Raw genomic sequence first — 17,074 nt, forward strand, 5'->3', positions numbered from 1 at the left:
GCGCCGATGCGTGAGGTGGACCCGCGTCGGCGGGTGCCGCGCACCGACGCGCTGCTCGCCGACCCCGCGCTGGCGGCCGCCGCCGGCACGTTCGGCCGCGACCGGGTCAAGGCCGCCGTCGTCGCGGCCCAGCACCGCGCCCGCCGCGGCGAGATCACCCCCGAGGCGGTACGCGACGCCGCGCTGGCCGCGTTGCCGGCACGCACGCCCCGGCCGGTGCTCAACGCCACCGGCGTGGTGCTGCACACCAACCTCGGCCGGGCCCCGCTCGCCCCGGCCGCCGTGGACGCGCTGGTCGCCGCCGCCGGGCACACCGACGTGGAACTCGACCTGGTCACCGGCCGGCGGGCCCGGCGCGGCCGGGAGGCGCTGGACGCGCTCGCCGCCGCCGTGCCCGACGCGGGCGCCGTGCACGTGGTCAACAACGGCGCCGCCGCGCTGGTGCTGGCCGCCACCGCGCTCGCCGCCGGCCGGGAGATCGTGGTCAGCCGCGGCGAGCTGGTCGAGATCGGCGACGGGTTCCGCCTGCCCGACCTGCTGGCCAGCACCGGTGCCCGGCTGCGCGAGGTGGGCACCACCAACCGCACCACCCGCGCCGACTACGCCGCCGCGATCGGCCCGGACACCGGCTTCGTGCTCAAGGTGCACCCGTCGAACTTCGTGGTCACCGGCTTCACCTCGGCGGTGCCGGTCGGGGAGCTGGCCACGCTCGGCGTGCCGGTGGTCGCCGACATCGGCTCCGGGCTGCTCGCCGCCGACCCGTTGCTGCCCGCCGAGCCGGACGCCGCGACCACGCTGCGCGCCGGCGCCCACCTGGTCACCGCCAGCGGCGACAAGCTGCTCGGCGGCCCGCAGGCCGGCCTGCTGCTCGGCGCCGCGGACCTGGTCGAGCGGCTGCGCCGGCATCCCCTGGCCCGGGCGTTGCGGGTGGACAAGCTCACCCTCGCCGCGCTCGCCGCCACGCTGCACACGCCGGCCACCCCGACCGGGGAGGCGCTGCACGCCGAGCCGGGCCGGCTGCGCGCCCGCACCGAACGGCTGCGTGACCGGCTCGGCGCCGACGGCTGCAAGGCCGAGGTGGTGCCGGTCGCCGCCGTCGTCGGCGGGGGCGGCGCGCCCGGCGTCGAGCTGGACTCGTGGGCGCTGAGCCTGCCCGAGCGCTACGCGGCGCCGCTGCGCACCGGCGACCCGGCGATCCTCGGCCGGGTGCTGCACGGCCGGCTCCTGCTGGACCTGCGGGCCGTACCGGCCACCGCCGACGACCGCGTGCACGCGGCGATCCTGCGCGTGGCGGGCTGACCCGTGTGGGTGGTGGCCACCGCCGGGCACGTCGACCACGGCAAGTCGACGCTGGTCCGGGCGCTGACCGGGATGGAACCGGACCGCTGGGCGGAGGAACGCCGCCGGGGCATGACCATCGACCTCGGGTTCGCCTGGACCACGCTGCCCTCCGGCGGCACGCTGGCGTTCGTCGACGTGCCCGGGCACGAACGGTTCGTGCCGAACATGCTGGCCGGCGTCGGCCCGGTCCCGGCCGCGCTGATCGTGGTCGGCGCCGACGAGGGCTGGATGCCGCAGTCCGCCGAGCACCTGGCCGCGCTGGACGCGCTGGGTGTGTCGTACGGGCTGCTGGCGGTGACCCGCGCGGACCTGGCCGACCCGGGGCCGGCGACGGCGCGGGCCCGGCAGGAGATCGCCGCGACCTCGCTGGGCGAGGTGGAGGCGGTGCCGGTCTCCGCGGTCACCGGCGCCGGCCTGCCCGAGCTGCGCGCCGCGCTGGACCGCCTGGTCGCCCGGCTGCCCGACCCGGCCCGGGACGCCCCGGTCCGGCTCTGGGTGGACCGGGCCTTCACCGTGCGCGGCAGCGGCACTGTGGTCACCGGCACGCTCGGCGGCGGCCGGCTGCGCGTCGGCGACGAACTCGAACTGGCCGCCACCGGGGAGCCGGTGCGGGTGCGCGGCCTGCACGCGCTGGGCGCCGCCCACCGCGAGGTCGACGCGGTGGCGCGGGTGGCGGTGAACCTGCGCGGCCTGCCCCGGGACCGGGTGGGGCGCGGCGACGCGCTGCTGCGCCCCGGCCGGTTCGGCCGCACCGACCTGCTCGACGTGCGGCTGGCCGGCGATCCGGCCGCCGACCTGCCGGCCACCCTCACGCTGCACGTCGGTTCCGCGGCGGTGCCGGCCCGGGTGCGGCCGCTGGGCCCGGACACGGTACGGCTGCGCCTGGCCCGCCCACTGCCGCTGCTGATCGGTGACCGGGCGCTGCTGCGCGACCCGGGCCGGCACCACGTGGCCGGCGGCGTGACGGTGCTGGACGTGGACCCACCGCCGCTGCGCCGCCGCGGCGCGGCGGCCGCCCGCGCCACCGTGCTGGCCGGGCTGGACGGGCGGCCCGACCCGGTCGGCGAGCTGCGCCGGCGGCGGCTGGTCCGGGCCGGCCAGCTCACCCGGATGGGCGTGCCGCCGGCCGCCACGCCGGTGGCCGGTGACTGGCTGGCCGACCCCGACCACTGGCGGGACCTGGGGCGCCGGCTCACCGAGGAGGTCACCAGGTACGCCGCCGAGCACCCGCTCGCCGCCGGCGTGCCGGTCGACGCGCTGCGCCACCGCCTCGGCCTGCCCGACCGGGCGCTGGTGACCGCGCTGCTGCGCCCACCGCTGCGGCTGCACGCCGGCCTGGTCACCGCCGCCCCGGCCGGGACGCTGCCCGACCCGGTCGCCCGAGCGGTGGCGAAGGTCCGCGCCGAGTACGCCGACCGGCCGTTCCAGGCGCCCGAGGCGTACCACCTCGCCGGCCTCGGCCTGGGCCCGAAGGAGATCGGCGCGGCCGTGCGGGCGGGGGCGCTGCTGAGGCTGGCCGAGAACGTGGTGCTGCTGCCCGGCGCGCCGGACGACGCGGCGCGGGTGCTCGCCGGGCTGCCGCAGCCGTTCACGCTCAGCGCCGCCCGGCAGGCGCTGGGCACCACCCGCCGGGTGGCGGTGCCGCTGCTGGAGCTGCTGGACCGCCGCGGTCTCACCCGCCGGCTGCCCGACGACGCCCGCGAGGTGGTCCGCCGGCCGGGCTGAGCGTTGCGCCGGAATGGCAGGGTGGCGTCATGATCGACGTACGTCGCGCCGGGAGGGCCGACCGGGCGTGGCTGAACCGGCGCGTGTTTCCGCTGGCCCTGCTGGGCTGCTGGCTGCTCTGGGCGGCGCTCGCCTGGTGGTCGGCGCCGCGCTCGGTCGACGCGGCCGAGCTGGAACGCGACCTCACCGCCGGCCGGGTGCTGACGATCGTGCGGGCCGACGGGTGGGACGACTCCGGCCCCTGGGGCCGTCGCCCCGAGCCCCGCTACCGCGAGGGCGGCTCGACGATCGTCTGGGCCCGACCCGACGGGCAGTTCCGCTACGCCTACGTGCCCGCGCCGACCCCGGACGGCGGCTTCGTCGAGGACGACCCGGCCACCGGCCCGGGGAGCGACGCCGCCGACCCGACCCCGGCGAGCGCCGACCCGACCCCGGCGAGCGCCGACCCGACCCCGGCGAGCGCCGACCCGACCCCGGCGAGCGCCGACCCGACCGGCGTCGACGACGCCGCCCGGTGGCCGGGCCGGGAGGCCGACCCGCTGGCCGACCCCCGGGCCCGGGACGCCACCACCCACGGCGGCGACACCCGCGCCGACGCGATCGCGAACACGGCCGCGCTGTTCGCCCTGGTGGTCGGCGTCGGCTGGCTGCTCACGCTGGTGGCCGGCCCACCACCGGTGCTCGGGACGCGCTGGTACTGGTTCTGGATCGGGTTGCTGCCGTTCGGCCTCGGCGTGCTCGCCTGGGCGTACCGGGAACGGTGGCGCGCGGACGTGCCCGCCGCCCGGCCGCGCCGCACCGGCTGGGCCGGGGTGGGCTGGTTCATCGTCGGCGGCATCGCGGTGTCGGTAGCGGTGGGGGTGCTCCGCATGCTGCTCGGCGGGTACGTCGTGCCGGGTGGGTGAGCCAACCGGCGACGACGGCCCGCCCGGTCACCTACCGTGACGCCATGGACCCTTCCGCGGTCTGGCGGGACAAGAACCACAGGTGGCGGATCGAGGCGTACCGAGCCCCGGACCTGCGGTTCGCCATCTTCGCCACGAACGGCACCACCGAGTCGGCGCCGCTGTGGCTGTTCGGGATGGCCGCGCTGGCCCGCTGGCTGATGACCCACGCCGTCTCCCTCGACGACCTGGAGACGGACTGACCCGGACGGGGGACAACCGGGGCGAACCGGGCCGCCGCGACCGCCGGTGGCCGTACCGTCCGGGGCGTGAGGGACCGAGGCATGCGGACATTCGTCACCGTGCTAGCCGGGTTGGCGGTGATCTACTTCGGCGCCACCGGGCACCGCGCGAGCGGCGGGGAAGGCGGTGGCATCTCCGGTGGGGTGGTGCTGCTCGCCCTGCTCGCCTCGCTGCTGGCCTGGCACCTGACCCGGCCCGGCTCGGCAAAGTAGCCCGCCGGCTCAGCCGGCCGCCGCGGCGGAACGGCTCACCTCGCCGGCCGACTCCTCGCCGAGCGCGACCCGGACCAGCGCCGACGCCAGCCGCCCGAAGTCGGCCTCCCCGACCAGCCCGACCAGGCTGCCCGGATTGGTCGGCAGACCCAGCCGCCGCGCCCCGGCCAGCGTGCGGCGGTCGGCGTACGGGCGGACGTCGGGCCAGACCGCCTGCGCCTCCCGCAGGAAGATGTCCGCCCCGGTCGGGCCGATGCCGGGGAACTCGGTGAGGAACCGGCGCAGCACCGTCCGGTCCGCGCCGGCCTCCCGGTGCAGCCGGCGCAGGTCGCCGTGCCACCGGTCCAGGCAGAGCCGGGCGCCGGTGCCGAGCATGGTGGCGGTCCGCTCGTCGTAGCGCCGGTAGTGGCCCCGGCCCAGCGCGTCGACCCGGTCCTGCCAGCTCGCCGCCTCCATCGCCTGCGGGGTCCGCCAGCCGGCGGCGAACAGCTCCCGGGCCGCGGCGACCGCGACGCTCGCCCGGATCCGGGTGCTCAGCAGCGTGGTGAGCACCAGCAGTTGGTAGAGCGGGCCGGGCCGGTCCGCGAGCGTGATCCCGGCCTCCTCCGCGTACGTGCGGGACTGCCGGGCCAGCAGGGCCCGGGCCACGTTCCGATCGTCCGGCATTCGACCGGGATACCCGCCCGGGGCCGGCCCAGACCCCCGCGCGGCACCGGAATGTGCCGGGCGGCGGCGGGTACCCGACTGACGGGCGCGGTCGACGACCGCGCGCTTCCCACCGGGAAGGGAGAGACCTGTGGTCAAGCCGCAGCAGGAGGAGTTGCGCCGCAACGATCTCGGCGCGACCAGCCAGGACAGCCGGAAGTCCGCCGTCGGCGGCGGCGACCGCTCGCGCGGCGGGGGCACGTCCAACGCCGACGCCGGCCGGCGGGTGCCGAAGGGGCAGGTGTCGCCGTACGGCCCGGCCGGCGAGCCGGTGGCCGAGGACGCCAGCGACCGCTAACCGCGCGGCGACGACGGCCGCAGCCTCCGCCAGGTGGCTGCGGCCGCCAGCCCGTACGCCAGGTGCGGCACCAGGTCGGCGGCCCAGTCGACGCGCCGCCAGGTGCGCGGGTCGGTCACTCCGAGCAGCGTCATCGAGCTGTCCGAGGTGGCCATCACGCCGCCGCCGAGCAGCGTGACGGCCAGCGGCAGCGGCACCCGGCGCCGCGCGGCGAGCAGGCCGAACGCGGCGCCGGCGAGGATGCCGGTGGCGTACCCGAGGACCGGCCCGAGACCGGCGCGGCGGTTCGCCGCCTCCTCGGCGGGCCCGAGGTCGACGTGCGTCACGTCGGCGAGGCGGCCCGCGGTCGTCTCCGGGGTGGTGCTGGCCGGCCGCGCCCGCACCGTCATGTCGAGGTAGCTGACCACGTTGAGCACGGCACTGCCGACGGCGCCCGCGATGGCGCCGTCGACCAGGGGTGCCGTCCTCACTTCGGGTCGCCCGGTTCGCGTTCGCCCTTGGGCCCGTAGGTCCGTTCGCCCCGGACGACGCCGCGCTGACCCCGGTCGTCCTGCAGGATCCGGTTGGCCACCTGGTTCGCCTCCTGGTCGGCGGCCCGCCCGGACTGCTCGACGCGGTCGCGCAACCGCGCCCGCTGCTTGTCGTACGCGTTGCTGCCCGGCCGTGGTCCTGGCATCGCTGCCTCCTCCGGTCGCTGTGGCTGTCCGCCCCGTCTACCCGCCCCGGCCGGCGCCAACCGTGCCGTTGGCGGGGGCCGGGCGTCCCTCAGTCGGGGGCGCGGACCACCGCCACCGGGCAGTCGGCCCGGTGCAGCAGTCCCTGACTCACCGAGCCGAGCAGCAGTCCGCTCAGCTCGCCGCGACCCTGCCGGCCCACCACGACCAGTTGGGCGTCGCGCGAGGCCGCGGTGAGCGCCTTCACCGGCCGGGCGTGCGTCACCTCGCGGGTCACCGGCACGTCCGGCCAGCGCTCCGCGATCCCGGTCAGCGCCTCGGTCAGCACCCGGTCCTCCTCGCCGCGTAGCTGGTCCTCGTCGTACACCAGGGGCTGCATGTCGCCGGGCCCGGTGGAGGACGGGTGGGTGTAGGCGTGCACCGCGTGCAGCCGGGCGCCGCGCGAGGACGCGGTGCCGGCGGCGAACTCGACGGCGGCGCGGGACAGCGCGGAGCCGTCCACGCCGACCACCACCGGGCCGGTGTCGCGGGCCGTACCGCGGGCGATCAGCACCGGGCAGTCGGCGTACGAGGCGACCTGCACCGCGACGGAGCCGACCACCAGCGCGGCGAACCCGCCGAGGCCCCGGTCGCCGAGCACCACCAGGGCGGCGCTGGGGGACTCGCCGAGCAGCACGGCGGCCGCCTCCCCGTCGATGATCTCGCCGGTGATCCGCAGCCCGGGGCATTCCGCCTCGGCCACCGCGACCGCGTCACCGACGAGCTGTTCGGCCTGGTGGCGCAGGCCGGCGCCGGGGGGCGCCTGCGCGGGCGCCGACACCGGCACGCGCAGCAGCGGCCAGATGAAGCCGTGCACCACCCGCAGCGGGCGGTTGCGGCGACCGGCCTCCCGGGCGGCCAGCCGGACCGCCCGCGACGCCGACTCGGAGCCGTCCACGCCGACCACCACCGCCGCGCCGTTCGCCGAGTTCACCCCGTACCCCCTCGCCGCCGGCCGCCCCGCCGGCCCGCGCCGCCAGTATCGCGGCCGGCGCGGCCCCGCCGGGGCGATACCGCGTGAGTCGACCGGTCGGTACGCTGGCGACCAGCGCGCAGGGGAGGGAGCCCCGTCGATGGTCGAGCCGGCCCGGCCCAGCACCGCCCGCATGATCGACCACTGGCTCGGCGGTCGGGACCACCGCCCGGTGGACGTGGCGGCGGCGACCGCGTTCGAAGCGGCGTACGGGCCGTGCGCGGCGATCTTCCGCTCGCTGCGGGCCTTTCTCGGCCGCACGGTGCAGGCCGTCGCCGCCGAGGGGGTCGACGGGTTCCTCGTCTTCGGCGCCGGCGTGCCGACCTGCGGCAACGTGCACGAGGTGGCGCCGGGGGCGACCGTCCTCTACACCGACGCCGACCCGGAGACGGTCGCGCTCGGCGAGCGCCTGCTGGCCGGCAGTGACCGGGCCGGCTACGGCTACGGCGACGCCACCGACATCGGTACGCTCGATCCGGCCCTGCTGCGTCGTTTCGTGCCGGGCTGGGGGAGCAGACCGGTCGGGGTGGTCTTCCTCGGGCTGGCCGCGTTCCTGGACGACGACACGCTCGCCCGTACGCTCGACGAGCTCTACCGGGCGGCGGCGCCGGGCAGTTGGCTGGCGATCGACTTCGACGGCACGGAACTCGCCGCGCACCCGGAGGCGCTGGCCATGATGGGGCCGGCGTTCCGGATGCGCGCGCCCGAGCGGTTCCCGCCGCTGCTCGGCCGGTGGCGTCCGACGGCCGAGGGGGTGGTGCCGGTCGCGCGGTGGCGGCCGGTGGGCGAGCCGGAGCCGGTGCCGGACGCGTTCCACGGCGCGCTGGCGTGGCGGCCGGCCGATTGAGTCGCCCGTCGAGGTGGCGCGTCCGGTGTCGGTCGTCCTCCGTATGATGTTTGCCCTGTAGCAATAGTCGTCATCGGAGGATGAGCATGCCGGAGGCGTCCGGATCGGTGTCGCGTGCCCTGCGCACGTCGCCACCCGACCAGTTGGCGGAGACCGCGGACGCGGTGCTCCGCCACACGCTCGGCGCCGCGCGTGCGGAGGTGTTCGTCGCCGACTACCGGTCCAGCGGCCTGTGGCCGGTGCTGGACCCGGAGCGCCCGGACGGCGGCCCGCTCCGTTCCCACGGCGTGGCGCAGCGCTGCTTCAGCAGCCAGGAGCCGGTGCTGGACACCGCGGACGACGGCCGGTGCCACGCCTATCTGCCGCTGTCGGTGTGGGGCGAACGCCTCGGGGTGCTGATGGTCGAGCTGCCGACCGTGCCGGACGCGGCGACGGTGACGGCGGCCCGGGACGCCGCCGGCGACCTGGCGGTGGCGATCCGCGCGGCCGACCGGGAGACCGACCGCTACCGCCGGGCGCGTCGCCGGGAGCGGCTGAGCATGGCCGCGGAGATGCAGTGGGACCTGCTGCCCGGGCGCAGCGTGCGGCACGGTGACGTGCTGCTGGCCGGGCAGCTCGAGCCGGCGTACACGGTGGGCGGTGACCACTTCGACTGGTCCGTCGACGGCGACCGGCTCACCGTCACGGTGCTCAACGGCGCCGGCAACGGGCTGTCCGCGTCGCTGCTCACCGCCGTGACCGTCAACGCGATGCGCAACGCGCGTCGCTCTGGCGGCAGCCTGGTGGAGCAGGCGGAGCTGGCCTCCGACACGATCTACTACCAGCACCGGGGGAGCCGGCACGTGGCCACGCTGCTGCTGGAGCTGGACGGCCGGCGGGGCGTGGTCCGGGCGGTGGACGCCGGTTCCCCGCACGTGCTGCGGCTGCGCGGCGGCCGGGTCACCCCGGTCACATTGGATCAGCAGTTGCCGCTGGGCATGTTCGCCGAGACGCGGTACGACGTGCAGGAGTTCGGCCTGGAGCCGGGCGACCGGCTCTTCGTGGTCAGCGACGGGGTGTACGCGGCGGAGCCGGACGAGCAGGAGCCCTACGGCGCGCGGGCGATGGCGCGGGCGATGCGGTCCACTCGGTTGCAGCCGGCCACCGAGGCAGTTGGTACGGTGATGCGCGAACTGCACGCGTACCATGCCGACGCGGATCTCCGCGACGACGCGGTCGTCGTCTGCCTGGACTGGCGCGGTTCCAGCCGGCCGGACGACGCCTCGCGGCGGTGACCGGAGCGGCGGGGCGAACACGAGCGGGACGATCGCAGGGGACAGCGGGTGGAGCGACCTCCGAATCTTGCCGCGGCCGTCGAGGCGGCTGCCGAGGCGCTCATCGGTGTGCTCGACTCGGCCACCTCACGGCACAACGTCAGCGTCTCGCCCACCCAGTTGCGGGTGCTGTCGCTGATCATGTCCCACCCCGACACCAACGTGAACCGGCTGGCCGAGCTGCTGGACGTGGTGCCCTCGTCGGCGAGCCGGCTCTGCGACCGGTTGGAGGCGGTGGGGCTGCTGCGCCGGGTGGCCGACCCGCGCGACCGGCGCGAGGTGCGGCTCCTGCCCACGAACGCGGCGGAGTCGCTGCTGCGCGAGTTGCAGGAGCGGCGGCACCGGGCGGTGCAGGCGGTGCTCGACCGGATGCCCAACCGGGTGCAGCACGAGTTGCTGCTGGCGTTGCTGGCGTTCGGTCAGGCGGCCACCATGAGCGCGCCGCAGGCCGGCTCCGACTCCACCGCCCGCACGGCGTGACCGACCGCGCCCGATCGCTCCACTAGCATCCTAGGATGCCGTACGCGATGTGACGGTCCCCACCGTCGCCACGCTGAGCACCCACGCAGCACGACGACAGGGGCGGCACGGGAAGCCCGATATAGTGGCAGCGCAACTGGACGGCCCGTGATCACGGGCCGCATCGGGGAGGTCCCAGCCCGGGATCGCAGAGGCTGCCGGCGTCTGACCGGCCGGCAACGCGCACGTTCCTCCAGCGGCCGTTCGTTCGGCTGCCGGACCGTGCTGCGGAGGGAGGGTGAGGGGTGTCGCGTCGGCCGGCTCCAGCGGAGCACCCGGGGGATGCGGCGACGGTCGCGGCGGACCGCGTCCTCACGTTGCCGAACCTGATCAGTTTCGTGCGCCTGCTGGGCGTGCCGCTCTTCCTCTACCTGTTCCTGGTGGTCCGGGCCGACGTGGTCGCCATCGTGGTGCTGGCCGTGGGCGGCACCAGCGACTGGGTGGACGGCTGGATCGCGCGCCGCCTGCGGCAGGTGAGCCGGCTGGGCGAGCTGCTGGACCCGCTGGCGGACCGGCTGTACATCCTCGCCACGTTGCTCGCGTTCACCGCCCGCGAGGTGGTGCCCTGGCAGTTCACCGCCGCGCTGCTGGCTCGGGAGCTGCTGCTGCTCGCCTCGCTCGGGGTGCTGCGCCGCTACGGCTACGGCCCGCCGCCGGTGCACTACGTGGGCAAGACCGCGACGTTCCTGCTGCTGGCGGCGTTCCCGATCCTGTTGCTGGCCGACGCCGCCCCGGCCGCGGCGACCGCCGCCGGGGCGATCGGCTGGGGGCTGGCCTGGTGGGGCCTGGTCCTCTACTGGGCCGCCGGGGCGATGTACGTGGTGCAGGCGCGCCGGCTGGTCCGGGCGATGCGGGCACGGCGCGCGGGGGTGCCGGCGTGACGGCGGCGCCGCCCCGGGACGGGGAGCGCGACCCGTCGGCCCGGGTGTACGCGCCGGACTTCCTGACCGAGTTGTTCCGCAATCCGCTGGACCCGGGGTACGGCGACGCCGCGGCGCGGCGGGCGGCGGGTGGTCCGGTGTCGCGGGTGCGGCAGGTGCTGGCCCGGCCGGTGGGCCTGGTGGTCCTGGCGGTGATCGGGTTCCTGTTCGCGGTGGCGTACCAGGAGACGATGGCGGAGGAGCCGAGCCGGGCGACGGCGCGGGCCGGGCTGATCGCGGAGATCAAGCAGCGGGAGGCGGAGACCGACCGGTTGACCCAGCGGGCGGAGCAGTTGCGCGTGGAGGTCGGCCGGCAGCGGGACGCGGCGTTGAGCGGTTCGCAGGCGTCCCGGTTGCGCACGCTCGAGGCGGGGACGGGTCTGGGGCGGGTGCGCGGGGACGGTGTGGTGGTGCGGTTGGTGGACGCGCCGCGCGACAAGGACGCGGTGACGGGTGCGGAGGCGGGCCCGTCGCAGGTGTTGTACTCGGATCTGCAGAAGGTGGCGAACGGTCTGTGGGCGGCGGGCGCGGAGGCTGTGTCGATCAACGGGCAGCGGTTGACGGCGACGTCGACGATCCGGCAGGCCGGTGAGGCGATCCTGGTGGACTACCGGCCGGTGACGAGTCCGTACGAGGTGCAGGCGATCGGGCCGGGGTCGATGCGGGACAAGTTCGACGACGGTCGGGCGGCGGCGTTGATGCGCGAGGTCGCGAAGACGACGGGGTTGTCGTTCGGGGTGAAGGAGGTCGACGACCTCACCCTGCCGGCGGCTCCTGAGCCACGGCTACGCTACGCCGAGCCGTCGGTGAGTCCGAGCCCGCTGCCGTCGGGTTCGGGTGTCGCGGGTTCGTCGAGTCCCGGGCCGTCCGGCTCGGGTGTTTCTCCCAGTCCCTCCGGAGGTGGCCGATGATCGCGGTGCTGGCGTTGCTCGCCGGTGTGGTGCTGGGGGTGTATCTGGATCCCACGGTGCCGGCGGCGTTGCAGCCGTATCTGCCGATCGCGGTGGTGGCCGCGTTGGACGCGGTGTTCGGTGGGGTGCGGGCGAAGCTGGACCGGATCTTCGACGACAAGCAGTTCGTGGTGTCGTTCATCTCGAACGTGCTGGTGGCGGGTCTGATCGTGTACCTGGGTGACCAGTTGGGGGTGGGCGGTCAGTTGTCCACCGGTGTGGTGGTCGTGCTCGGGGTGCGCATCTTCGGGAATGTGGCGGCGATCCGCCGGCACCTGTTCCGGGCGTAGGTTGGTGGCGATGAGCGAGGAGCACAGGGAGACGGGTACGGGTTGGCCGTCGCCGGCGGGGCCGGGGCGGCCGGCGGGTCCGGCGGGTGAGCCGGATCCGCCTCCGGACGCGCCCGATCCGGACGAGTTGAGCCCGTTGGCGCCGGTGGAGCCCGTCGAGCCGGTCGAGCGGGAGGACGTGCCGGCGCCGGCGGAGGAGCCGGGGGCCGCGGCGGCGCCGGTGTCCCGGCGGTTGACGTCGGCGGGCGCGATGATCGCGGTGCTGCTGGCGTTGTTGGGTTTCACGCTGGTGGTGCAGTTGAAGACGACGTCGACGGATCCGACGCTCGCGGCGACGCGGGAGGAGGACCTGGTGCGGATCTCGTCGGATCTGGATTCGCGGGAGCGGCGGCTGCGGCAGGACATCGAGGCGTTGGAGGAGAGCCAGCGCCAGTTGCGCTCGGGTGAGCAGGGCCGGCAGGCGGCGTTGGAGGAGGCGACGCGGCGGGCGGACGAGCTGGGCATCCTGGCGGGGACGCTGCCGGCGGTGGGGCCGGGCCTGGAGGTGCAGTTCTCGGGGCCGGACAAGGCGATGTCGTCGACGCGGATCCTCGACGCGGTGCAGGAGTTGCGGGGCGCGGGCGCGGAGGCGATGCAGATCCAGGGTGTGGACGGCACCGCGGTGCGGATCATCGCGTCGACGTATTTCGTGGATGCGTCGGGTGGGGGTCTGGTGGTGGACGGGCGTCGGTTGAGTGGTCCGTACACGATCCTGGTGATCGGTGACCCGGCGACGATGCGTACGGCGTTGAACATTCCGGGCGGGGTGGTCTCATCGGTGCGGGACGCCGCCGGTAACGTGACGTCCGAGGATCGTGAGGTTGTGGAGGTTTCGCAGCTGCACGCGCCGATCAAGCTGGACCACGCCCGGCCGGTTTCCTGACCGGTCGCGGCCCGCGCCGGTTTCCCCGGTGCACCGATGACGAAGGACGCAGTTGGTGATTCCTGAGGATCTGCGGTACACCGCCGAGCACGAGTGGGTGGTCGGTGGTGACGGTGGTGTCGTCCGCGTCGGTATCACGCACTTCGCGCAGGATGCCCTGGGTGACATCGTGTTCGTGCAGCTGCCGGACTCCGGTGCGGTGGTGGCGGCCGGTGAGTCGCTGGGGGAGATCGAGTCGACGAAGAGCGTGTCGGAGATCTACGCGCCGTTGAGCGGCACGGTGTCGGCGCGCAACGAGGCGTTGGCCGACACCCCGGAGGTGATCAACACGGATCCGTACGGTGCGGGTTGGTTGGTGGAGATCACTCCGGATGATCCGGCGGCGGTCGAGGGTCTGTTGACCGCTGGTGCGTACCGCGAGCTCACCGAGAGCTGAGTTCGTGTCGTGCCGGGCGGGCGGGTTGGTTCCGCGCGTCCGGTTGCCCTGCATTTCGGCGCTGGCTAGGCTCGCCCAGTCGACCGAGAACCCAATAGTTTGAGCGTTGCGGAATGCGCCTTCCCGGGCATGGGGAGCCAGCCGCCGGGTGTGGGTTCGCCCGGCGGCCAGACCCGCCATTCCCCGACGCCGACCGAACAGATCCGTGAGGTGGTCCCATGACGCGGCCCGACGACGAGTTCCCCCCGCTCGACGTCACTTCGACGCTCAATCTCGGTTCGCTCGACGAAGTGCTGGAGGGGCCGGACACCGATGTGGTGCCGAGCCGCATGTCCGGTTCGTTGCCGCCGGGAATGGCGTTGCTGGTGGTTCGGCGGGGCCCGAATGCGGGTGCCCGGTTCCTGTTGGATCACGATGTGACGACCAGTGGTCGGCACCCGGACAGTGACATCTTCCTCGACGACGTGACGGTGTCGCGTCGGCATGCGGAGTTCCACCGGGACGGTGGCACGTTCACGGTGCGGGACGTGGGCAGTTTGAACGGCACGTACGTGAATCGTGAGCGGGTCGAGGCGGCGACGTTGAGCAACGGTGACGAGGTGCAGATCGGCAAGTTCCGGGTGGTGTTCATCGCCGGTCCGCGCCCGGAGGAGGAGGCCGGCCGGGGGTGAACGAGCCTGCGGCTTCGACGCCGTCCGGGGCGGCGCGTGCGCCTGCGCTGATGAGTATCGGCGAGGTGTTGGCGCAGTTGCGGGCGGAGTTTCCGGACGTGACGATCTCGAAGTTGCGGTTCCTGGAGGCCGAGGGCCTGGTGGAGCCGCAGCGGACGCCGGCGGGTTACCGGAAGTACGGCTGGGACGACGTGGCGCGGTTGCGGTTCGTGTTGTCCGCGCAGCGGGATCAGTATCTGCCGTTGCGGGTGATCCGGGATCAGTTGGCGCAGTGGGACGGCTCGGATGTGCCGTCGGGGCGGGCGCGGCCGAATCTGGTGGCGGTCGGTCCGGGTGGTGAGGTGCCGGGTCGGGAGTCGCCGGAGCCGGTGGGGTCGCCGGAGGTGCGGCTGGGTCGGGCGGAGTTGATTGCCCGCAGCGGGGTCGACGAGTCGACGTTGGTCGAGTTGGAGCGGCTCGGTGTGCTGGTGTCGGATCCGCCGGGGTGGTACGACGCGGATGCGTTGATCATCGCGAGTGCGGTGGCGGGGTTGGCGGCGTACGGGTTCCAGCCGCGGCATCTGCGGGCGTACCGGTCGGCGGCGGATCGGGAGGTCGGTCTGTTCGCGCAGTTGGTGGCGCCGTTGGTGCGGCAGAGTGATCCGGCGGCGCGGGCGCGGGCGGCGGAGACGGCGCGGGAGTTGATGGCGTTGTCGCAGCAGTTGCACGCGGCGTTGGTGCGGGTGGGGCTGCGGTCGACGTTGGGTCGGTGAGGTTGTCGGTGGGGGCCGGGTGCCGGTGGGCGCCCGGCCCCTTTCGTCGTGGGTGGGCGCGGAAAGATCGGGTGGGGTGGGCGTGTCGTAGGCTTGCCGGGGTAAGCCCGTCTGTCGAGGCGTGGTGCACGTAGCGCGTGGGACTCTCGTGTCCTGGTCCGTGTACCGTGCAGGGAAGGGCGCGGTGCGCAGGTGACGACGACACGGAGGCGGCGGTGCGCGAGCTGAGCGTGGTCGGAGTTCGGGTGGAGTTGCCGAGCAACCAGCCGATCGTCCTGCTGCGGGAGGTCGAGGGTGACCGCTATCTGCCGATCTGGATCGGCGCGGTCGAGGCGACGGCCATTGCCTATGAGCAGCAGGGGGTCAAGCCGGCGCGGCCGTTGACGCATGATCTTCTGCGGGATGTGTTGGCGGCGTTGCAGGCGCCGTTGCGGGCGGTGGAGATCACCGAGTTGAAGGAGAACGTCTTCTACGCGGATCTGCTGCTGGGTGACGGGGTGCGGGTGTCGGCGCGGCCGAGTGACTCCATCGCGTTGGCGTTGCGGGTGGGTGCGCCGATTCGTTGTGCGGAGCAGGTCCTGAGTGAGGCGGGGATCGTGATTCCGGACGAGCAGGAGGACGAGGTGGAGAAGTTCCGGGAGTTCCTGGAGCAGGTGCGGCCGGAGGATTTCGCGGGCTGACTGGTGGCCGGCCGGGTGGCCGGGGTGCGCGGCGGTGGTTGTCACTGTGGTGGCGGCTGGCCGCCGTGTGTGCTGTGGTGGGTCGGTGGCGCGGCGTGTCGGGTGTCTCCTGCGGGTGTTGTCGGCGGCTCGGCGTTAGGGTTGCCGTGTCGAGGGGTGCGCGTACGGGGAAGTCGACGTGGCACCGCACGGGCGGGGAGGTTGGTCCGGATGCACGAGCCGCGGGATCCTGGTCCGAGTTCGGAGCAGCAGGCGGGTGTGGGGCCCGAGTCGTTCGGTGACGGCGAGGTGGGTTACCGGGGTGTGACCGCGTGTTCGGCGGTGGGCATCAGTTACCGGCAGTTGGACTACTGGGCGCGGACGTCGCTGGTGGTGCCGAGTGTGCGGGACGCGTCGGGTTCGGGGACGTCCCGGTTGTATTCGTTCCGCGACCTGGTGGTGTTGAAGGTCGTGAAGCGGTTGTTGGATGCCGGGGTGTCGTTGCAGAACATCCGTCGGGCGATCGAGGCGTTGCGGTCGCGTGGGGTGGATGATCTGGCGGGCATCACGTTGATCTCCGATGGGACGACGGTGTACGAGTGTCGTTCGCCGGAGGAGGTGGTCGACCTGTTGCAGGGGGGCCAGGGCGTGTTCGGCATCGCGATCGGTGGGGCGTTCAAGGAGATCCAGGGGTCGTTGTCGCATCTGCCGGCGGAGCCGGCGGGTGGGCCGGGGCGGGAGGTTCCGGTGGAGCCCGAGCCCGAGTCGGATGTGGTGGGGGACGAGTTGGCGGCGCGTCGTGCGCGGCGTCGAGCTGGGTGATTCGTCGGCGTCTCGTGTGTGGGATCGCGTCGTGGCCTTTTCGGCCCGGCGCGATCTGTCGTTTGGTGACGGAGTGTAGGCGCGGTGGGGTGTGGGGGGTGGGTCCGGTGGTGGGTGGCGGGCCGCGGTGGCGGTGGGTGGGGTGTGCGCAGGTCGCGGTGGGTGGCCGTGCAGTGTCCGAAAGAGACCGTCCGGGGTCGGGGTGGGCCGGGTGGGTGGCTGGTGTTGGTCCGCTCGGGGCGTTTCGTTGACTGTCCGTGGTTGAGGGTTGTCGGGATATGGATAGGGCAGGCGTGAACCGTGGCGGCGGGCGCGCTATGGTCCGTCACTGTCGTCGGCGTATCGACGTCACGGTGCGTGATGTCGCGTCGGTTGGCGTGCCCCTGCCGCGGTGTTGCCGCGGGCCCCCTTGGTGGAAGGACCGAGCATGACGGTGACGAATGAGACCACCCCGATCTCCCACTACGACCGCATCGGCGGCGCGGCGGCGGTGAAGGCGGCGGTGGAGTTGTTCTACGACCGGGTGTTGGCGGATCGGGAGTTGGCCGGCTACTTCGCGGGCGTGGACATGGTGGCGCAGCGGCGGCATCTGGCGTTGATGTTGGCGGTGGTGCTGGGTGGGCCGAACGAGTACGCGGGCCGGGAGTTGGCCGAGGCGCACCAGCCGTTGGGGATCTCCGGGGCGCACTACGCGATGGTCGGTGGGCATCTGAGCGCGACGCTGGTGGAGTTGGGTGTGCCGGCGGACGTGATCGCCGACGTGCAGGCGGTGTTGGGTCAGGTGCGGGGTCAGGTCGTGTCGGCGGGGAACGCCTGAGC

23 protein-coding genes are annotated in these 17,074 nt (G+C 74.4%); 19 read left to right on the plus strand and 4 right to left on the minus strand.

The window, feature by feature from the left end:
• Nucleotides 1-6: 6 nt before the first annotated feature.
• The 5 genes from selA (at nucleotide 7) to ACH495_RS25180 (ending at nucleotide 4,465) form a co-directional block, all read left to right on the plus strand.
• On the plus strand, nucleotides 7-1,299 hold the full coding sequence (gene selA, locus ACH495_RS25160; RefSeq protein ID WP_396860165.1) for an L-seryl-tRNA(Sec) selenium transferase: 1,293 nt from the start codon (nucleotides 7-9) through the stop codon (nucleotides 1,297-1,299).
• 3 nt (nucleotides 1,300-1,302) lie between these two features.
• The gene (selB, locus tag ACH495_RS25165) at nucleotides 1,303-3,066 is read left to right on the plus strand and encodes a selenocysteine-specific translation elongation factor (protein ID WP_396860166.1); all 1,764 of its coding nucleotides are present in this window, start codon (nucleotides 1,303-1,305) and stop codon (nucleotides 3,064-3,066) included.
• 29 nt (nucleotides 3,067-3,095) lie between these two features.
• Entirely contained in the window at nucleotides 3,096-3,971 is an 876-nt protein-coding gene (locus ACH495_RS25170; protein WP_396860167.1) for a hypothetical protein, read from the plus strand.
• A 44-nt stretch (nucleotides 3,972-4,015) separates the two neighbouring features.
• The gene (locus ACH495_RS25175) at nucleotides 4,016-4,213 is read left to right on the plus strand and encodes a hypothetical protein (RefSeq protein WP_107157830.1); all 198 of its coding nucleotides are present in this window, start codon (nucleotides 4,016-4,018) and stop codon (nucleotides 4,211-4,213) included.
• Nucleotides 4,214-4,294: 81 nt separating this feature from the next.
• Nucleotides 4,295-4,465 carry a hypothetical protein gene (locus ACH495_RS25180; protein WP_396860168.1) on the plus strand — a complete coding sequence of 57 codons (171 nt, stop codon included), beginning with the start codon at nucleotides 4,295-4,297 and terminating at the stop codon, nucleotides 4,463-4,465.
• A gap of 9 nt (nucleotides 4,466-4,474) precedes the next feature.
• Here the strand turns inward: ACH495_RS25180 and ACH495_RS25185 are convergent, their stop codons facing one another.
• On the minus strand, nucleotides 4,475-5,131 hold the full coding sequence (locus ACH495_RS25185) for a hypothetical protein (RefSeq protein WP_396860169.1): 657 nt from the start codon (nucleotides 5,129-5,131) through the stop codon (nucleotides 4,475-4,477).
• 130 nt (nucleotides 5,132-5,261) lie between these two features.
• Here ACH495_RS25185 and ACH495_RS25190 point away from each other — a divergent pair, with 130 nt between their 5' ends.
• On the plus strand, nucleotides 5,262-5,468 hold the full coding sequence (locus ACH495_RS25190) for a hypothetical protein (RefSeq protein ID WP_396860170.1): 207 nt from the start codon (nucleotides 5,262-5,264) through the stop codon (nucleotides 5,466-5,468).
• Here ACH495_RS25190 and ACH495_RS25195 read toward each other — a convergent pair.
• From ACH495_RS25195 to ACH495_RS25205, 3 genes are all read right to left on the minus strand, one after another.
• Complete coding sequence (locus tag ACH495_RS25195; RefSeq protein ID WP_396860171.1) at nucleotides 5,465-5,938, minus strand: hypothetical protein; 474 nt, start codon at nucleotides 5,936-5,938, stop codon at nucleotides 5,465-5,467. The genes ACH495_RS25190 and ACH495_RS25195 overlap by 4 nt on opposite strands.
• Nucleotides 5,935-6,144: a phosphatidylethanolamine-binding protein gene (locus ACH495_RS25200; protein WP_091056824.1), complete on the minus strand. Its 210-nt coding sequence runs from the start codon at nucleotides 6,142-6,144 to the stop codon at nucleotides 5,935-5,937. The genes ACH495_RS25195 and ACH495_RS25200 overlap by 4 nt, the downstream gene beginning before the upstream one ends.
• A gap of 89 nt (nucleotides 6,145-6,233) precedes the next feature.
• On the minus strand, nucleotides 6,234-7,115 hold the full coding sequence (locus ACH495_RS25205) for a universal stress protein (protein ID WP_396860172.1): 882 nt from the start codon (nucleotides 7,113-7,115) through the stop codon (nucleotides 6,234-6,236).
• 139 nt (nucleotides 7,116-7,254) lie between these two features.
• Between ACH495_RS25205 and ACH495_RS25210 the strand changes: the two genes are divergently transcribed.
• The 13 genes from ACH495_RS25210 (at nucleotide 7,255) to ACH495_RS25270 (ending at nucleotide 17,072) form a co-directional block, all read left to right on the plus strand.
• On the plus strand, nucleotides 7,255-8,001 hold the full coding sequence (locus ACH495_RS25210) for an SAM-dependent methyltransferase (RefSeq protein ID WP_396860173.1): 747 nt from the start codon (nucleotides 7,255-7,257) through the stop codon (nucleotides 7,999-8,001).
• An 86-nt stretch (nucleotides 8,002-8,087) separates the two neighbouring features.
• Nucleotides 8,088-9,275 carry a PP2C family protein-serine/threonine phosphatase gene (locus tag ACH495_RS25215; RefSeq protein ID WP_396860284.1) on the plus strand — a complete coding sequence of 396 codons (1,188 nt, stop codon included), beginning with the start codon at nucleotides 8,088-8,090 and terminating at the stop codon, nucleotides 9,273-9,275.
• A gap of 48 nt (nucleotides 9,276-9,323) precedes the next feature.
• Nucleotides 9,324-9,794 carry a MarR family transcriptional regulator gene (locus ACH495_RS25220; RefSeq protein WP_396860174.1) on the plus strand — a complete coding sequence of 157 codons (471 nt, stop codon included), beginning with the start codon at nucleotides 9,324-9,326 and terminating at the stop codon, nucleotides 9,792-9,794.
• Between the two features lie 284 nt (nucleotides 9,795-10,078).
• The gene (locus ACH495_RS25225) at nucleotides 10,079-10,714 is read left to right on the plus strand and encodes a CDP-alcohol phosphatidyltransferase family protein (RefSeq protein WP_396860175.1); all 636 of its coding nucleotides are present in this window, start codon (nucleotides 10,079-10,081) and stop codon (nucleotides 10,712-10,714) included.
• Nucleotides 10,711-11,664, plus strand: a complete 954-nt coding sequence (locus ACH495_RS25230; protein WP_396860176.1) for a DUF881 domain-containing protein — start codon at nucleotides 10,711-10,713, stop codon at nucleotides 11,662-11,664. Before ACH495_RS25225 ends, ACH495_RS25230 begins: the two co-directional genes overlap by 4 nt.
• Nucleotides 11,661-11,993 (plus strand): small basic family protein, encoded by a 333-nt coding sequence (locus tag ACH495_RS25235; RefSeq protein WP_007071104.1) that lies wholly within the window; start codon nucleotides 11,661-11,663, stop codon nucleotides 11,991-11,993. The genes ACH495_RS25230 and ACH495_RS25235 overlap by 4 nt, the downstream gene beginning before the upstream one ends.
• A gap of 10 nt (nucleotides 11,994-12,003) precedes the next feature.
• Nucleotides 12,004-12,915: a DUF881 domain-containing protein gene (locus ACH495_RS25240; RefSeq protein ID WP_396860177.1), complete on the plus strand. Its 912-nt coding sequence runs from the start codon at nucleotides 12,004-12,006 to the stop codon at nucleotides 12,913-12,915.
• Nucleotides 12,916-12,970: 55 nt separating this feature from the next.
• Nucleotides 12,971-13,351 carry a glycine cleavage system protein GcvH gene (gcvH, locus tag ACH495_RS25245; RefSeq protein WP_396860178.1) on the plus strand — a complete coding sequence of 127 codons (381 nt, stop codon included), beginning with the start codon at nucleotides 12,971-12,973 and terminating at the stop codon, nucleotides 13,349-13,351.
• A gap of 218 nt (nucleotides 13,352-13,569) precedes the next feature.
• On the plus strand, nucleotides 13,570-14,022 hold the full coding sequence (locus ACH495_RS25250) for an FHA domain-containing protein (RefSeq protein ID WP_007071101.1): 453 nt from the start codon (nucleotides 13,570-13,572) through the stop codon (nucleotides 14,020-14,022).
• 50 nt (nucleotides 14,023-14,072) lie between these two features.
• The gene (locus tag ACH495_RS25255) at nucleotides 14,073-14,774 is read left to right on the plus strand and encodes a MerR family transcriptional regulator (RefSeq protein ID WP_396860179.1); all 702 of its coding nucleotides are present in this window, start codon (nucleotides 14,073-14,075) and stop codon (nucleotides 14,772-14,774) included.
• A 215-nt stretch (nucleotides 14,775-14,989) separates the two neighbouring features.
• The gene (locus ACH495_RS25260) at nucleotides 14,990-15,454 is read left to right on the plus strand and encodes a bifunctional nuclease family protein (protein ID WP_088647333.1); all 465 of its coding nucleotides are present in this window, start codon (nucleotides 14,990-14,992) and stop codon (nucleotides 15,452-15,454) included.
• Nucleotides 15,455-15,664: 210 nt separating this feature from the next.
• Complete coding sequence (locus ACH495_RS25265; RefSeq protein WP_396860180.1) at nucleotides 15,665-16,255, plus strand: MerR family transcriptional regulator; 591 nt, start codon at nucleotides 15,665-15,667, stop codon at nucleotides 16,253-16,255.
• Between the two features lie 427 nt (nucleotides 16,256-16,682).
• Nucleotides 16,683-17,072 carry a group 1 truncated hemoglobin gene (locus tag ACH495_RS25270; RefSeq protein WP_396860181.1) on the plus strand — a complete coding sequence of 130 codons (390 nt, stop codon included), beginning with the start codon at nucleotides 16,683-16,685 and terminating at the stop codon, nucleotides 17,070-17,072.
• Nucleotides 17,073-17,074 lie beyond the last annotated feature (2 nt).

The sequence above is a fragment of the Micromonospora sp. NPDC018662 genome (assembly GCF_044391475.1).
Classification (GTDB): Bacteria; Actinomycetota; Actinomycetes; order Mycobacteriales; family Micromonosporaceae; genus Micromonospora.

Excerpts from the sequence above, each read along its gene's own strand:
- selA (WP_396860165.1), top strand. The coding sequence starts at position 7 with ATGCGTGAGGTGGACCCGCGTCGGCGGGTGCCGCGCACCGACGCGCTG.
- ACH495_RS25170 (WP_396860167.1), top strand. The coding sequence starts at position 3,096 with ATGATCGACGTACGTCGCGCCGGGAGGGCCGACCGGGCGTGGCTGAAC.
- ACH495_RS25175 (WP_107157830.1), top strand. The coding sequence starts at position 4,016 with ATGGACCCTTCCGCGGTCTGGCGGGACAAGAACCACAGGTGGCGGATC.
- ACH495_RS25180 (WP_396860168.1), top strand. The coding sequence starts at position 4,295 with ATGCGGACATTCGTCACCGTGCTAGCCGGGTTGGCGGTGATCTACTTC.
- ACH495_RS25185 (WP_396860169.1), bottom strand. The coding sequence starts at position 5,131 with ATGCCGGACGATCGGAACGTGGCCCGGGCCCTGCTGGCCCGGCAGTCC.
- ACH495_RS25200 (WP_091056824.1), bottom strand. The coding sequence starts at position 6,144 with ATGCCAGGACCACGGCCGGGCAGCAACGCGTACGACAAGCAGCGGGCG.
- ACH495_RS25210 (WP_396860173.1), top strand. The coding sequence starts at position 7,255 with ATGGTCGAGCCGGCCCGGCCCAGCACCGCCCGCATGATCGACCACTGG.
- ACH495_RS25215 (WP_396860284.1), top strand. The coding sequence starts at position 8,088 with ATGCCGGAGGCGTCCGGATCGGTGTCGCGTGCCCTGCGCACGTCGCCA.
- ACH495_RS25235 (WP_007071104.1), top strand. The coding sequence starts at position 11,661 with ATGATCGCGGTGCTGGCGTTGCTCGCCGGTGTGGTGCTGGGGGTGTAT.
- ACH495_RS25240 (WP_396860177.1), top strand. The coding sequence starts at position 12,004 with ATGAGCGAGGAGCACAGGGAGACGGGTACGGGTTGGCCGTCGCCGGCG.
- ACH495_RS25250 (WP_007071101.1), top strand. The coding sequence starts at position 13,570 with ATGACGCGGCCCGACGACGAGTTCCCCCCGCTCGACGTCACTTCGACG.
- ACH495_RS25255 (WP_396860179.1), top strand. The coding sequence starts at position 14,073 with ATGAGTATCGGCGAGGTGTTGGCGCAGTTGCGGGCGGAGTTTCCGGAC.
- ACH495_RS25265 (WP_396860180.1), top strand. The coding sequence starts at position 15,665 with ATGCACGAGCCGCGGGATCCTGGTCCGAGTTCGGAGCAGCAGGCGGGT.
- ACH495_RS25270 (WP_396860181.1), top strand. The coding sequence starts at position 16,683 with ATGACGGTGACGAATGAGACCACCCCGATCTCCCACTACGACCGCATC.